The sequence below is a fragment of the Variovorax sp. GW821-FHT10D07 genome (genome assembly GCF_059415325.1).
Genome location: NZ_JBWKMZ010000001.1, coordinates 1 through 14361 on the forward strand (window position 1 = coordinate 1; position 14361 = coordinate 14361).

General features: G+C 70.7%; 12 protein-coding genes. 8 read left to right on the forward strand and 4 right to left on the reverse strand.

Annotation, left to right across the window (positions count from 1 at the left end):
- Window positions 1-1532: calcium-binding protein (locus tag AC07PU_RS00005; RefSeq protein WP_495314130.1), on the forward strand; the 1532-nt coding region annotated here is incomplete at its 5' end.
- Window positions 1533-1585: 53 nt separating this feature from the next.
- Here AC07PU_RS00005 and AC07PU_RS00010 read toward each other — a convergent pair.
- Window positions 1586-4738, reverse strand: a complete 3153-nt coding sequence (locus tag AC07PU_RS00010) for a PAS domain-containing protein (RefSeq protein WP_495314132.1) — start codon at window positions 4736-4738, stop codon at window positions 1586-1588.
- 161 nt (window positions 4739-4899) lie between these two features.
- Complete coding sequence (locus AC07PU_RS00015; protein ID WP_495314134.1) at window positions 4900-5787, reverse strand: LysR substrate-binding domain-containing protein; 888 nt, start codon at window positions 5785-5787, stop codon at window positions 4900-4902.
- 122 nt (window positions 5788-5909) lie between these two features.
- Between AC07PU_RS00015 and AC07PU_RS00020 the strand changes: the two genes are divergently transcribed.
- From AC07PU_RS00020 to AC07PU_RS00050, 7 genes are read left to right on the forward strand one after another with little or no spacing between them, the layout of a single operon-like run.
- Window positions 5910-6917 carry a Bug family tripartite tricarboxylate transporter substrate binding protein gene (locus tag AC07PU_RS00020; protein ID WP_495314136.1) on the forward strand — a complete coding sequence of 336 codons (1008 nt, stop codon included), beginning with the start codon at window positions 5910-5912 and terminating at the stop codon, window positions 6915-6917.
- 10 nt (window positions 6918-6927) lie between these two features.
- On the forward strand, window positions 6928-7755 hold the full coding sequence (locus AC07PU_RS00025; RefSeq protein ID WP_495314138.1) for an alpha/beta fold hydrolase: 828 nt from the start codon (window positions 6928-6930) through the stop codon (window positions 7753-7755).
- A 14-nt stretch (window positions 7756-7769) separates the two neighbouring features.
- Entirely contained in the window at window positions 7770-9212 is a 1443-nt protein-coding gene (locus tag AC07PU_RS00030; protein ID WP_495314141.1) for an FAD-dependent oxidoreductase, read from the forward strand.
- Window positions 9209-10027 carry a sugar phosphate isomerase/epimerase family protein gene (locus tag AC07PU_RS00035; RefSeq protein WP_495314143.1) on the forward strand — a complete coding sequence of 273 codons (819 nt, stop codon included), beginning with the start codon at window positions 9209-9211 and terminating at the stop codon, window positions 10025-10027. The genes AC07PU_RS00030 and AC07PU_RS00035 overlap by 4 nt, the downstream gene beginning before the upstream one ends.
- Complete coding sequence (locus AC07PU_RS00040; RefSeq protein ID WP_495314145.1) at window positions 10020-10835, forward strand: shikimate dehydrogenase family protein; 816 nt, start codon at window positions 10020-10022, stop codon at window positions 10833-10835. The genes AC07PU_RS00035 and AC07PU_RS00040 overlap by 8 nt, the downstream gene beginning before the upstream one ends.
- A complete protein-coding gene (locus AC07PU_RS00045) occupies window positions 10832-11722 on the forward strand; it encodes an alpha/beta fold hydrolase (protein ID WP_495314147.1) in 891 nt (296 codons plus the stop codon). Before AC07PU_RS00040 ends, AC07PU_RS00045 begins: the two co-directional genes overlap by 4 nt.
- A 36-nt stretch (window positions 11723-11758) precedes the next feature.
- Complete coding sequence (locus AC07PU_RS00050) at window positions 11759-12889, forward strand: SMP-30/gluconolactonase/LRE family protein (RefSeq protein ID WP_495314149.1); 1131 nt, start codon at window positions 11759-11761, stop codon at window positions 12887-12889.
- Window positions 12890-12904: 15 nt separating this feature from the next.
- Here AC07PU_RS00050 and AC07PU_RS00055 read toward each other — a convergent pair whose 3' ends face one another.
- Together AC07PU_RS00055 and AC07PU_RS00060 are read right to left on the reverse strand one after the other, a co-directional pair.
- Window positions 12905-13855, reverse strand: coding sequence for a helix-turn-helix transcriptional regulator (locus AC07PU_RS00055; protein WP_296786756.1), 951 nt, complete (start codon window positions 13853-13855; stop codon window positions 12905-12907).
- A gap of 108 nt (window positions 13856-13963) precedes the next feature.
- Window positions 13964-14359, reverse strand: a complete 396-nt coding sequence (locus AC07PU_RS00060; RefSeq protein ID WP_296786753.1) for a DUF4150 domain-containing protein — start codon at window positions 14357-14359, stop codon at window positions 13964-13966.
- Window positions 14360-14361: the final 2 nt, after the last annotated feature.

Here is a 14361-nt window from a genome sequence, read left to right on the forward strand (position 1 = left end):
CCGGCAACAACGGTGATGATGTGCTCATCGGTGGCGCTGGCAACGACAAGCTGTACGGCGGAGCGGGCAACGACACGCTGACTGGTGGCACGGGCGACGATGTGATCGATGGCGGAGCTGGCAATGACACCTATGTGTTCCATGCTGGCTTTGGTCAGGACACCATCATTCAGTACGACACGAGCACCACGCGCACCGACACCGTGCAGTTCGTCGATGTGCGCAGCACGGACCTGGTCAGCGTGACGCGCACGGGGATCGATGCGATGCTCAGGTTCAGCAACGGCGACAGTCTGAAGCTGGCGGGTTTCTACTACGGAGACAACCTGAACGAGTACAAGATCGACAAGATGGTGTTCTCGGATGTGGAGTGGAGTCGCAACGATCTGCTCTCGGCGGTGACCAGCCTCACGGCCGGAGACGACAACATCACGGGGACCAACTTCGCCAGCAACAACTACAACGCGCTGGCGGGCAACGACACGGTCAACGGCGGCAGCTTCAGCGATCGGCTCGACGGTGGAGAGGGCCACGACACGTTGACCGGCAACAACGGTGATGATGTGCTCATCGGTGGCGCTGGCAACGACAAGCTGTACGGCGGAGTGGGCAACGACACGTTGACTGGTGGCACGGGCGACGATGTGCTCGATGGCGGAGCTGGCAATGACACCTATGTGTTCCATGCTGGCTTTGGTCAGGACACCATCATTCAGTACGACACGAGCACCACGCGCACCGACACCGTGAAGTTCGTCGACGTGCGCAGCACGGACCTGGTCAGCGTGACGCGCACGGGGATCGATGCGATGCTCAGGTTCAGCAACGGCGACAGCTTGAAGCTGGCGGGTTTCTACTACGGAGACAACCTGAACGAGTACAAGATCGACAAGATGGTGTTCTCGGATGTGGAGTGGAGTCGCAACGATCTGCTCTCGGCCGCCACCGATCTGAGTGCAGGCAACGACAGCATCTCGGGGTCGAACCTTGCAAGCAACAACCTCAACGGCCTGGCAGGCAACGACAGCATCACCGGCGGCAGCAAGGACGACCGTATCGACGGCGGCGCTGGCGACGATGCGCTCTACGGCGGCGCCGGCAACGACACCCTGATCGGTGGCGCGGGCGCCGATACCCTCAATGGCGGTTCGGGCAACGACAACTACTGGCTCACTCGCGGTAGCGGCGCCGATCTCATCAATGAGAGCGATGCCACCGCCGGCAACATCGATACGGTCCTGTTTGGCGATGACGTCGCGGCCGACCAGCTGTGGTTCCGTCAGGTGGGCAGCAATCTCGAGGTCAGCATCATCGGAACCAGCGATCGCTTCACGGTGAGCAACTGGTATTCGGGGGGGCAGTACCGCGTCGAGCAGTTCAAGACCGGCGACGGCAAGACGCTGCTCGATAGCCAGGTGCAGAACCTGGTGCAGGCCATGGCCGGATTTGCACCGCCAGCGGCGGGCCAGACCACGTTGCCAGCCGACTATCAAGGCAGCCTGACCCCGACGATCGCGGCCAACTGGCAGTAGCCGCAACAGCGTGAATCGCGCGGAACGATCCGATTCGTTCCGCGCATTCCGCCTCAACTCTCCAACACCTCCCTCACCTTCACCGCCAACGCCTCCAGCGTGAACGGCTTCCCGATCAGCTCCACCCCCGCATCGAGCACCCCGTTGTGCACCACCGCGTTGCGCGTGTAGCCGGTGGTGAACAGGATCTTCACCGTGGGCCAGCGGCGGCGCACTTCCTCGGCGAGTTTGGCGCCGTTGACCTCGGGCATGACGACGTCGGTGAACAGCAGCGCGATCTCGGGATGGGCCTCGAGCTGGCGCAGGGCGGCGGCGGCGCCGTCGGCCTCGAGCACGCGGTAGCCGAGCTCGGTCAGCGCGTCGACGCTGAACTGGCGCACGGCCGGTTCGTCCTCCACCACCAGCACCACCTCCTGCATCTCGCCGAGCGGCACCTCGTCGGCGCGCTCGGCATCGGGGCCGTCCTCGCCAGCGCCGGCGAAGCGCGGCAGGTAGACCTTGACGGTGGTGCCGTGGCCGACTTCCGAATAGATCTTCACGTGGCCGCCGGTCTGCTTGACGAAGCCGTAGACCTGGCTCAGGCCGAGGCCGGTGCCCTTGCCGACGCCCTTGGTGGTGAAGAAGGGGTCGAAGGCCTTGGCGATGACCTCCTCGCTCATGCCCATGCCGGTGTCGGTCACGGCGATCATCACGTACTGCCCCGAGGGCACGCCCAGGTGGGTGCTGGCGTAATGGCCGTCGAGGTGGGCGTTCTGGGTCTCGATGGTGAGGCGGCCGCCCTCGGGCATGGCGTCGCGCGCATTCACCGCGAGGTTGAGGATGACGTTCTCGAGCTGGTTCGGGTCGGCGTGCGCGCGCCACAGGCCGCCGGCCAGCACGGTTTCGAGCTGCACCTCGGCACCGAGCGCGCGGCGCAGCAGGTCGGACATGCCGGCCACCAGCTTGTTGGCGTCGATGGCCTCGGGCCGCAGCGGCTGCTGGCGCGAGAAGGCGAGCAGCCGCTGGGTCAGCACGGCGGCGCGGCGCGCGCCGTCCATGGCCGATTCGGTGTAGCGCTGGGCGCGCGGATCGCTGTCGCCCATGCGGCGCTTGAGCAGCTCGAGCGAGCCCATGACCACGGCCAGCATGTTGTTGAAGTCGTGCGCGATGCCGCCGGTGAGCTGGCCCACGGCCTCCATCTTCTGCGACTGGTGCAACCGCTCGTGCGCGAGCTCGAGCTCGGCGGTGCGCGCCTTCACGCGCTCCTCGAGCTGGGTGTTGGCATGCTGTACAGCATCGAACAGCCGCGCGTTGTCGATCGCGATCGCGGCCTGCGCGGCCAGTCCGACCATCACGCGCTCCGAGCGCTCGCTGAACATGCCGGTGCGCACATGGCCGAAGAACAGGCCGCCGATGACCTCGCCTGAGCGCGACGCCACGGGCACGGCGAGGTAGCTGCGCACCGGCAGGTGGCCGCGGGGCATGCCCTTGTGCGGCGGGTTCTGCGCATAGCGCGGATCCGCGAGGATGTCGTCCGAGCGGATCACGCCCTCGCCGCGGAAGGTGGGCGCGAAGACCGCGGTGGCGCGCGGCATGCCGAAGTTCTCGAAGGCGGCGCGGTCGGCGCCCGAGAGCGAATAGAGCATGTAGCGCTCGCCGGCATCGTCGAGCACGTTGTAGAAGAAGGCGCCGAAGCTCGCGCCCGTGAGTTCCACGCCGGCATCGACCACGTGCTGCACCAGCTTCTGCAGGTCGAGCTCGGCGGCGATCTGCGCGCCGGTGCCGTTGATGATCTCCAGCGTCTGCGTTTCCATCGCGAGCCGGTCGCGGCTGTCGCGCAGCCGCGCCTCGATGCGTGCGCGTTCGGCCGCGTCCCAGGTGCGCTCGGCGGTCAGCTCGGCCAGCTCGATCTCGTGCGGTGTCCACGTCCTGGGCGCGGCCTGGTGCAGGTAGAAGACGGCCCGCAGCGCGCCCGCGCGCAGCAGCGGCACCACGACCAGCGCGCGCGTGCCGATGCTCTCCCAGGTGTCGGCATACGCGCCGCCCGCGCGCGCATCGGCGCGGAAGTCCGCGATGACCAGCGTGCGACCGGCCTTGAGCTCGGCCACCACCTCGGGGCCGAAGCCGTCGAGCACGCGCGATTCGCCCGCGAGGCTGGGCATGGCACCGGCGCTCCAGTCGCGCGCCACGGTCACGTGCTTCTGCGTGGCATCGACCACGCCATAGCCCGCGCGCCCCACCGCGAGATGGCGGCCCAGCAGTTCGGCGGCGGCGCGGGTCACGGCCACCGGGTCGGCGAGGTCGCGCACCGTGTCGCTGAGCTTGAGCAGGAAGCGCTCGCGCTCCTCCACCGATTTGCGCTCCGAGATGTCGCGGTAGAAGATCGCGAGCCCGTCACCCGAGGGATAGGCGCGCATCTCGATCCAGGCGCTGCGGCCGCTGGGCCAGGTGTAGAAGTGCTCGATCTCGACGCGCCGGCGCTCGCTCATCGCCTGGCGGTAGAGCCGGCCGAAGGCGCTGTCGAGCGTGCCCGGCCAGGCGTCCCACAGGGTGCGGCCGAGGATCTCCTCGCGCGAGCGCGTCTCCAGCCGCATGCCCTCGGCGTTGATGGCCAGCACGCGGTAGCCGGCATCGACCAGCACGAAGCCCTCGGCCATGCCCTCGAGCACGCCGCTGGCGCGCGCCTCGCTCTCGCGCAGCGCGGCCTCGGCATGCACGCGCTCGGTGGTCTCGATGACGATCGCCAGCACGCCGGCGGGGCGGCCGCTCTCGTCGAGCACCGGGGAGTAGTCGAGGTTCATCCACACCGGCTCGGGTTTGCCGTGGCGGTGCAGCACCAGCTCCTGGTCCTTGAAGGCCAGGGTGCCGCCGGCCAGGCCGACCTTCATCACGTGGTCGTTGAAGTCGGCCACCTCGGGCCAGCCCTGGCGCACCTCGGAGCCCAGCAGCTGCGGATGACGGCCGCCCGCGAACACCGAGTAGGCGTCGTTGTAGATCATGAAGCCGGGCTCGCCCCACAGCATCACGATCGGCACCGGCGAGCGCAGCAGCAGGCTGGTCGCGGTCCGCAGGCTCTGCGGCCAGGCGGCGATCGGCCCGAGCGAGGTGCGCTCCCAGGGGAAGTCGCGCACCAGGCGGCCCAGTTCGCCGCCGCCCTCGAGGAAGGCCAGGTGCGTGCGTTCTCCTTCGTCGTCCGTTCGCTGCGTGTTGCCGGAACCGTCCATCATTGCCTGTGCCTTTCGTGGGCGAGCCGCCGCCTCGCCGGGCGGAAATGCCGGCAAATATAGAGGGGCGCGGTGCCGGCGGGAAGTCAGCGGGTTTCAACCCCGGCCGAGGGGCGGGCGCTGACAGGCCGGAAGGACGGGAGGCTGCGCGCCGCGCGCGCCGTTCAGCGCTTCGACTTGCGCAATCGGTGGATCAGGAACGCCTCGAGCAGCTCGGCCGCCTTGCGCCCCGGCAGCGGCGCGGTGGCCAGCCAGGCCTCGGACTCGGGCAGCGCGGGCAGGCCTTCCTTGGCGCCGAGGATGCGCAGCCGCTTGGAGATCGTGGCCTCGCGGAACACGCCCACCGCGATGCCCGCGCGTACCGCCGCTTCGAGCCCGGTGACGGTGGTGCTGGTGTAGGCGATGCGCCAGGGGATGCCGGCGCGGTCGAGCGCGTGGGTGGCCCAGTCGCGCAGCATCGCGCCCTCGGGATTGAGCGCCAGCGGCAGCGGCCGCTGCAGGTGCGTCGACGAGCCCGGCGCGGCGGCCCAGACGATGCGCGACTTCGACAGCGGCAGTCCCTCGCCCGAGCCGACCGGGCCGATGCCGATGACCATGTCGTAGCGCGCGCCCAGCTCCGCGTGCATCAGCGACGACACGCCATGCTGCAGCTCGACGTGGATGCGCGGATGCAGCCGGCAGAACTCGGCGATCAGCGCCGGCAGCACGCGCGTGGCGTAGTGCTCGATCGAGCCCAGGCGCACGCTGCCCGAGACCTCCTGCGCATCGACGTCGCGAAACAGCTGGTCGTTGAGCCGCAGCATCTGGCGCGCCAGCGGCAGCAGCTGCAGGCCCTCGGCCGTGGGCACCAGCTTGCGGCTGCCGCGCTCCACAAGCTGCACGCCGAGCTGCTCCTCGAGCCGGCGCATCTGCATGCTGACCGCCGACTGCGTGCGCGACAGCGCCTTGGCCGCGGTGGTGAAGCTGCCGATGCGCACCAGCGTGTCGAACACGCGCAGCAGGTCGAGGTCGGCCGTGTGGCTGCGCGGGGCGGGGGTGTTCGGGGTGGGCATGGGGCCTCGATTCAATCACGGAACGTGATGGAAGCGATCATCAAACATCACGTTCCAAGCTGGATCGCGGGTCAAGAATGAAGCCTCACGGGACCCATGAGCCCGAACAGGAGACCGCATCCATGCCTCACCCCTCGTCCTTCTCGCCGCCGCGGCGGCGCCTGCTGCAGGGCGCGCTCGCGGCCTCGGTCGTGCCCGCCTGGGTGCGGCCGGCGCGGGCCGCGGCGCCCTGGCCGCAGAAGCCCGTGCGCCTGGTCGTCGGCTTTCCGCCGGGTTCCTCGCCCGACGCCCTGGCGCGCACCGTCGCCGATCCGCTGGCGCAGGCGCTGGGCCAGGCGGTGATCGTCGAGAACAAGGTCGGCGCCGCGGGCACCATCGGCGTGACCGCGGTGGCCCGGGCCACCGATGGCCACACCATCGGCCTGACCGGCAACGGCCCGCTGACCACCGCCAAGCTGCTGAACCCCGCCGTGCCCTACGACGTGGCGCGCGACCTGCGGCCGATCTCGCTGGTGGGCAGCAGCCCCTTCGTGCTGGCCGGCAGCACCGACATGCCCGCCACCGACCTGCGCGGCCTGCTGGCCCATGCCAGGTCGCGTGGCGACCGGCTCAGCTATGGCTCGGTCGGGCCTGGCTCGGGCTCGCACCTGGCGATGGAACTGCTCAAGACGCTGAGCGGCATCCAGGCGGTGCACGTGCCGTTTCCGGGCTTTCCGCAGGTGGCGACCGCGCTGATGGGGCAGCAGATCGACCTGTCGTTCATGATCCCGTCGATCGCGGTGCCGCAGGCGCGCAACGGGCGGCTGCGGCTCTATGGCGTCAGCACCGCGGCGCCGTTCCCGGCCTTCGCGGACCTGCCGCCGCTGCAGTCGGCGCTGGCGGCCGGCCAGTCCTTCGACGTGGCCTCGTGGAACGCGATCTTCGGCCCCGCGAGCCTGCCGGCGCCGGTGGTGCAGCGGCTGTCGGAAGAGATCGCGCGCATCCTCAAGGCGCCCGAGGTGCGGCAGCGCCTGTTCGACCAGGGCTGGCAGGCGCTGGGCACCGCGCCCGAGGCGCTGACGCGCACCATCGCCCAGGACACGGCGATGTGGGGCGGCGTGATCCAGCGCACCGGCGTGCGCAGCGAATGAGGGACCGCGCATGAAACGCCGACACCTCCTCTCGGGCGCGGCCGGCATCGCCGGCGCCGGGCTCGCATCGGCCGCTCTCGCGCAACCGGCGCGCGCGGCACAGCCCTCGACCTTCGTGCTCGTGCACGGCGCCTGGCATGGCGGCTGGTGCTGGTCGCGCGTGGCGGCACGGCTGCGCGAACGCGGCCATGCGGTGTACACGCCCACGCTCACCGGCCTCGGCGAGCGGCGCCACCTGATCTCGCCGCAGGTCAACCTCGACACCCACGTCGAGGACGTCGTCAACCTGCTGCAGTTCGAGGAGCTCGAGCGCGTGGTGCTGGTGGGCCACAGCTACGCGGGCATCGTGATCTCGGGCGTGGCCGACCGCGTGCCGCAGCGGCTGCGCCAGCTCGTCTACCTCGATGCCTTGTTGCTCGAGCCCGGCAAGAGCCTGTTCTCGGACTTCCCGCCGGCCGTGGTCGAGCAGCGCCTCAAGGCCATCCGCGAGACGGGCGGCGGCGTGGGCGCGGCCGCCGCGCTGCCACCCTCGGCCTTCGGCGTGAAGGACCCGGTCGACGCGGCCTGGGTCGCGCGCCACCTCACGCCGCAGCCCGTGGGCACCTACCTGCAGCCGCTGCTGCTGAAGGCGCCGCTGGGCAACGGCCTGCCCAAGACCTACATCGAGTGCACGGGCGACCCGATCGCCACGCTCGAACCCACCAAGGCGCGCGTGCGCGCCGATGCCGGCTGGCAACTGCGCACGCTGGCCACCGGGCACGACGCCATGGTCACCGCGCCCGCCGCGCTGACCGAACTGCTGACCGATCTCGCGGCCCCGGCCGCTTCTTCTTCCTGAATGAAAGCCTCGCGATGGGAACCCTGACCCCCGAAGAACGCCATTTTTTCCGCTCCGACGTGCATGCGCGCCAGGGCGAGCGCCGCACGCGCCAGCCGCACGGCCACATCACCGAACCGGCGCGACAGGTGCCGGTGCACGAGCGTTGCGACGTGCTGGTGCTCGGCGGCGGCCCGTCGGGCGTGGCGGCGGCCGTGGCCGCGGCGCGCAGCGGTGCGCGCACCGTGCTGCTCGAGCGCTACAACCACCTGGGCGGCCTGTCGACCGGCGGCCTCGTGATCTGGATCGACCGCATGAGCGACTGGTCGGGCCGGCACGTGATCCAGGGCCTGGCGGCCGAGTTCATGGACCGCCTGGGTCGCGAGGCCGTCGCGGGCCCGCCGCGCGAGGACTGGGGTTCGCGCGACGCGGCCAAGGCCGAGCACTGGTCGCTGCGCACCGCGGCCTTCCATGGCGTGGTGACCCATTCGCCGACCATCGATCCCGAGATGCTCAAGGGCGTCTACCACCAGATGGTGCGCGAGGCCGGCGTCGACCTGATCCTGCACGGCTGGATGGTCGCGCCGATCGCCGAGGCCGGGCGCGTGACCGGCGCCGTGTTCGAGAGCAAGCAGGGCCGGCGCGCCATCCTCGCGCGCGTGGTGGTCGACACCACGGGCGAGGGCGACCTCTACGCCGCCGCGGGCGCGGCCTTCTCGTCCGACATCGACGCGCACGACATCCACCACTGCATCAACACCTCGTGGCTGTTCGCGGGCGTCGACATGCGGCGCTGGCTCGACTTCCGCGCGCACCAGCCGCAGGCCTACTCAGCGCTGCTGGCGCAGGGGCGCGAGACGCTGGGCAGCTTCGAGAAGCCCATCGTCTCCTGGCGCGACGACGTCGCCACCTTCCTCGGTCCGCGCAAGTCGGGCTTCAGCGCGCTCGACGTCGACGAGATGACGCAGGTCGAATGGGAGTCGCGCCGCAGCATGGCCGAGCACCTGGCCTTCTACCGCGCGCATGCGCCGGGCTTCGAGCAGGCCTGGCCGATGCTGATGGCGCCGCAGATCGGCACCCGGCATGGCCGACGCCTCGCGGGCGTGAAGAGCGTGCGGCGCGCGGACTGGGACGCGGGCGCGGTCGAGGCCGACGAGATCGGCATCAGCCCCAGCCCCTCGCCGAAGTTTCCGAACATCTCGGTGCCCTACGGCGCGCTGGTGCCCGAGCGGCTCGACGGCGTGCTTGCCGCGGGCAAGCACATCTCGTGCGACACCAACTCGCACGGCTTCATGCGCGAGATCCCGCAATGCTGGCTCACGGGCCAGGCGGCCGGCACCGCGGCCGCGCTGGCGGCCGATGCGGGCGTGCTGCCGCGCGAGGTCGACGTGGGCCGGCTGCAGGCGCTGCTGATCGCGCAGGGCGTGCCGCTGCGCCAGACCGCGCCGGTGGCCGCGGAAGCGCAGGCGACCGCATGAGCTTCCGGCTCGCACTGGCCCATCTCGGCATGCTCGATGCGGCGCCGCCGCGGCTGGTCGAGGCCGCGCATGCGGCGGGCTTCGCGGGTGTCGGCATCCGCTTGCTGCCCGCGCGCCTCGGCGAGGCGCCGTTCCCGATGGCCGTGGGCGGCGCGATGCTGCGCGAAACGCTGGCGCGGCTGAGCGACCTGGGCATGGCGGTGCACGACATCGAGATCGCGCGCATCAAGCCGGGCTTCGATGCCGCGGCACTGGCCGGCGTGCTCGAGTCGGCGCAGGCGCTGGGCGCGCGCTGCCTCATGGTCAATGTCGACGATGCCGATCTCGCGCGCGCCGCCGACGGCATCGCCGCGCTGGCCGAACGGGCGCGGCCGCACGGGCTGTCGCTCGGCGTCGAGTTCATGGTCTACACCGCCGCGCGCAGCCTGGCCGATGCGCAGCGGCTGGTGGCCGCGGTGCCGGCGTCCGATGCGCGCATCGTGGTCGACGCCTTGCACTTCTGCCGTGCCGGCTGCCAGCTGTCGGACCTGCATGCCGAGCGCATCGAGCACGGCTTCATGCAGATCAACGACGCGCCCGCGCAGCGCCACCCGGGCCTCTCGCCCGCCGAGGAAGGCCGGGCCCACCGGCTGTTTCCGGGCGAGGGCGCGCTGCCACTGGCCGCGCTGCTCGCCTCCCTGGCCGGCGATGCGCTGCTGTCGGTCGAGGCACCCAGCGCCATCCGCATGGCCACGATGGATCCGCAGGCGCGCGCCGCGGCCGCCTATCGCGCGACCACCTCCTTCCTGCAACGAAACGGCTTCGCCCATGCCTGACACCTCCCTCGACTGGAACGGCCTCACGCTCGACGGCAGCACCGCCGTGCTCGGCATCATCGGCGACCCGATCGCGCAGGTGAAGGCGCCGCTGCCGCTGACGCAGCGCCTGCAGCGGCGCGGCCTCAACGCCGTGCTGGTGCCGCTGCATGTGCGCGCCGACGACGTGGCGCCGCTGCTGCAGAGTCTGCAGGCGGTGCGCAACCTCGCGGGCATCGTCGTCACCGTGCCGCACAAGCAGCAGGTGGCGGCATTGCCGATCGAACTGCTGCGTGCGGCGCGCGAGGCCCGCGCCGTGAACGTGCTGCGCCGCCATGGCCAGGGCTGGCAGGGCGAGCTGCTCGATGGCGCCGGCTTTCTCGCGGGCCTGGTGCGCCATGGCTTCGAGGTGCGGGGCCGCAGCGTCGGTCTCGCGGGCGCCGGTGGCGCGGGCAATGCGATCGCCTTCGCGCTCGCCGCCGCGGGTGCCGCCTCCATCGACATCCGCGATGCCGACGACGCGAAGCGCTCCGATCTCGTCGCGCGGCTGCGCGCATCGGGCTGCAACGCCGGCGCATGGGATGGCGAGAGCCCGCGCGACCTGCTCGTCAACGCCACGCCCGCCGGCATGCGCGCGGACGATCCGCTGCCGATCGCGCCCTCGGCGATCCGCGCGGGCCACACGGTGGCCGACGTGATCATGGAGCCGCCTACCACCGCGCTGCTCGCGCTCGCCGAATCCATGGGCGCGCGCATCGTGCATGGCCGCCACATGATGGACGAGCAGCTCGAGGCCATGGTCGACTTCTTCGCCGAGGTGCTGCGATGAGCGCGCCTTTCTTCCCCGGCTTCGAGGCGCGCGGCATCGAACTCGGCGATGCGCGGATCCACGTCGAAGTCGGCGGCAGCGGACCACCGCTGCTGCTCTTGCATGGCTACCCGCAGACGCATGTGGCCTGGCACCGCGTCGCACCCGTGCTCGCACGGCATTTCACCGTGGTCGCGCCCGACCTGCGCGGCTATGGCGACAGCACCGGGCCCGCCGGCGATCCACTGCATCTGAACCACTGCAAGCGCACGCTGGCCGCCGACCAGCTCGCGCTGATGCGCGCGCTGGGCTTCGAGCGCTTCGCCGTCATGGCCCACGACCGCGGCGCGCGCGTGGGCTACCGCCTGGCGCTCGACGCGCCCGAGGCCGTGCGCTGCTTCGTCTCGCTCACCGTGATTCCCACCGAGGAGATGTGGAAGCGCGCCGGCATGGCCTTCGGGCTCAAGGCCTTCCACTGGTACCTGTTCGCGCAGCCCTTCGACCTGCCCGAGCGCATGCTGCGCGCCGATCCCGCCTACTACCTCGACTGGACCCTGCGCAACATGGTGCAGAAGGTCGACGCCGTCACGCCCGAAGCGCTGGCCGAATACCACCGCGCCTTCGCGAAGGAATCGGTGCGCCACGCCATGCTCGAGGACTACCGCGCCGCCGCCTCGATCGACCTGCAGCACGACCGCGAGGACCTCGCGGCCGGCCGCCGCCTGGCCTGCCCGGTGCAGGTGCTGTGGAGCGCGTCGAACACCGCGCGGCCCGACCCGGCCGAAGTCTGGAAGACCTGGGCCGACACCGTGGAGGGCGGCACCGTCGACTGCGGCCACCTGATGGCCGAGGAGGCGCCCGACGAGGTGCTGGCACACGTGCTGCCGTTCCTGCGGCGCCACGCCTGAATGGCCGTACCCGGATTCACGAAGGAGAAGAAGACCATGAGAGACAGGACCCTGCGTTCGCGCCTGCTGGCGCCGCTGTGCATCGCGCTGGCGCTGCTGCAGTCCACCCTGACGTACGCGCAATCCCAGCCACCCGTGCGCCTGAGCGGCCTGCAGGACGCGGCGCTGACTCGCCAGCAGGAGTTCTTTCCATCGACCGCGTTCGAGACCGTGCATGCGGGTGGCTGCGGCGTGATGGAGGGCATCGCCACCGCATCGGACGGCAGCGTCTATTTCACCGAGATCACGCGCTCGGTCGGCTGCAGCGATGCCAAGGGCGTGCAGGGCGGCCGCATCTGGGTGATTCCGCCGGGCGGCCGGCCGCGCGTGTTCCGCGAGCCCAGCAACATGGCGGCGGGCCTGGCCATCGATGCGCAGGACCGCCTGGTGGCGGCCGAGGGTGCCGACTTCGGCGGTCGCCGCGTGTCGGTCACCGATCTGCGCAGCGGCGAATACCGCGTGGTCGCCTACTTCCACGACAACCGGCAGCTCAATGCGCCCAACGACGTGGCCATCGACCGCGCGGGCCGCATCTATTTCTCCGACCTGCGGCTGTTCGGCCCCGAGACCATCGAGCAGCGCATCCATGCCGTCTACCGGCTCGACCCGCCGGCCGCGGGCAGCGGTGCCAAGGGCCTGTGGCCCATCGCCCGCATCCTCGGCGACAACGCCAAGGTCAACGGCGTCGAACTCTCGCCCGACGGGCGCACGCTCTATGCGGGCCTGTGCGACCCCGGCAGCAACGCGCTCGGCGAGCAGGGCCCGGCCCCGCTCGACCGCACCGGCTCGGGCGGGCTGCTCGCCTATGCACTCGATGCCGCGGGCAATCCTGGCGCGCCGCGCGTGCTGCTCGATCTCGAGAAGGCCGGCTGCGTCGACGGCATGGCCACCGACACCGAGGGCAATGTCTACCTCGCGCTGCCGTCCTCGCCCGGCGGGCCGGGCCTCTACGTGCTCACGCCTGCGGGCCAGCTCGTGGCGCGGCTCGTGCTGCCGAACCGCGAGAGCCCGGTGAACGTGGGCTTCGGCCGCGGCGCCGAGGCGAACATGCTTTACGTGGCGACCGTGGGCGTGGGCAAGGTGTACCGGCTGCGCGTGGGCAAGAGCGGAGCTGCACCCGCGCCCTGAGGTCGAGGGCTCTCGTCAGGGCTGCGCCTGGCCGCGCGGCCGCATGCCGGTGGCGCGCTTGAAGGAACGCGAGAGCGCGAGCCCGTTCGAGTAGCCCACCTGCTGCGCCACCTGGTCGAGCGTGAGCCGCTGCTCCTTCAGCAGGCGCGCGGCGATGCGCATGCGCGTGTGGAAGAGGTAGCGCAGCGGCGGCAGGCCGAACTGCTGGCTGAAGCGCGAAGCGAAGGCGCTGCGGCTCAGGTGGCACAGCGCCGCCAGCGCATCGACGGTCCAGTTGCGCGCCGGATGCTCGTGCATCGCGAGCACGGCCGTCGAGAGCTGGCGATCGCGGCGTCCGGGCGCGGCCTCCAGTCCCACCGCATGGGCCGGGTCGGCGAAGTGGCGCGACAGCAGCATGCGCAGGATGCCGTTGATCGAAGGCCCCATCGCCATCGCATTGCCGGCGTCGAGGTCGGAGATCCAGCGCACCCAGTCGACCACGCGCGCATCCCCCGCGCCTTCGCCGGCCTTGCAGTGCACCACCTCGGGCAACAGCGCCATCAGCGGGTGTTCCATCAGGGCGCTGGTCTCGAAGAAGCTGCCCGCGACGAGCGCGTCGTGCTCGGAGCCCACCGCATAGACACCGTGGCGGTTGCGAAAGCCCGCGCGCACCAGATCCTCGATGCCGCGCGGCACGACCTGTTCGTCGCGAAAGACGAGGTGCACGCCGCCACGCGGCAGGAACAGGATGTCGCCCTTGTTCGCGAGATGAACCCCGTCGGCCATCCGCACGCGCCAGCCGTCGTCGCAGAACACGTACAGCGGCGCATGCGAGCGGCTGCGGACCTCGACCGCGTCGTTCGCCGCGCAGCGGTACTGGAAGCTCAGCACCGGCTCGAACCAGAGGCGTGCGATGAGCCGTTCGGTGTCGGGTGCGGTCTCGTGCGGGGCTGCGTGGTGGCGCCCGCGCTTGAAGGTCTTCGACATGCGAGGAAGAAATCGGAAAACAGCGGATGCTAGTGATCGCGCGCCTGCTTGACACTCCGCCGGAGGTCCTAGGGTGCCCCTTGCCGCGTTGGCCATTGGCGATAGGCCTTAGGGTGCGAGGATCAGCACCAGCGTCTGGCTCGGCGCGATGCGCGCGCCCATGGCGTTGGTGCTGTTCTGCATGGTGGTGCTGGTGAGGCGGGTGGCGGGCATGCCGTTGAACAGCACAGTGTTGGCACCGGTCGTGTGCCGGCTCGGGCCCATCACGGTGCCGGAGGCCACGCCGAGCAGGACGCCGGCGTTGTCGCCGTTGGTCATCGGCGTGGTGGTGCCGAGGTTGTGTGCCGGTCCTCCCATCAGAAGGATCGTCGGACAGTTGGGAATGGCGGTGGGTCCGAGGGCCGTGTTCGGGTACGGCACCGGGATCGGCGATGGCGCGGCCGGCGTCATGCAGACGTCGGGAAAAGCCATGTCGGTTCCCATGAGCTGGCAGTTCGCGAACATGC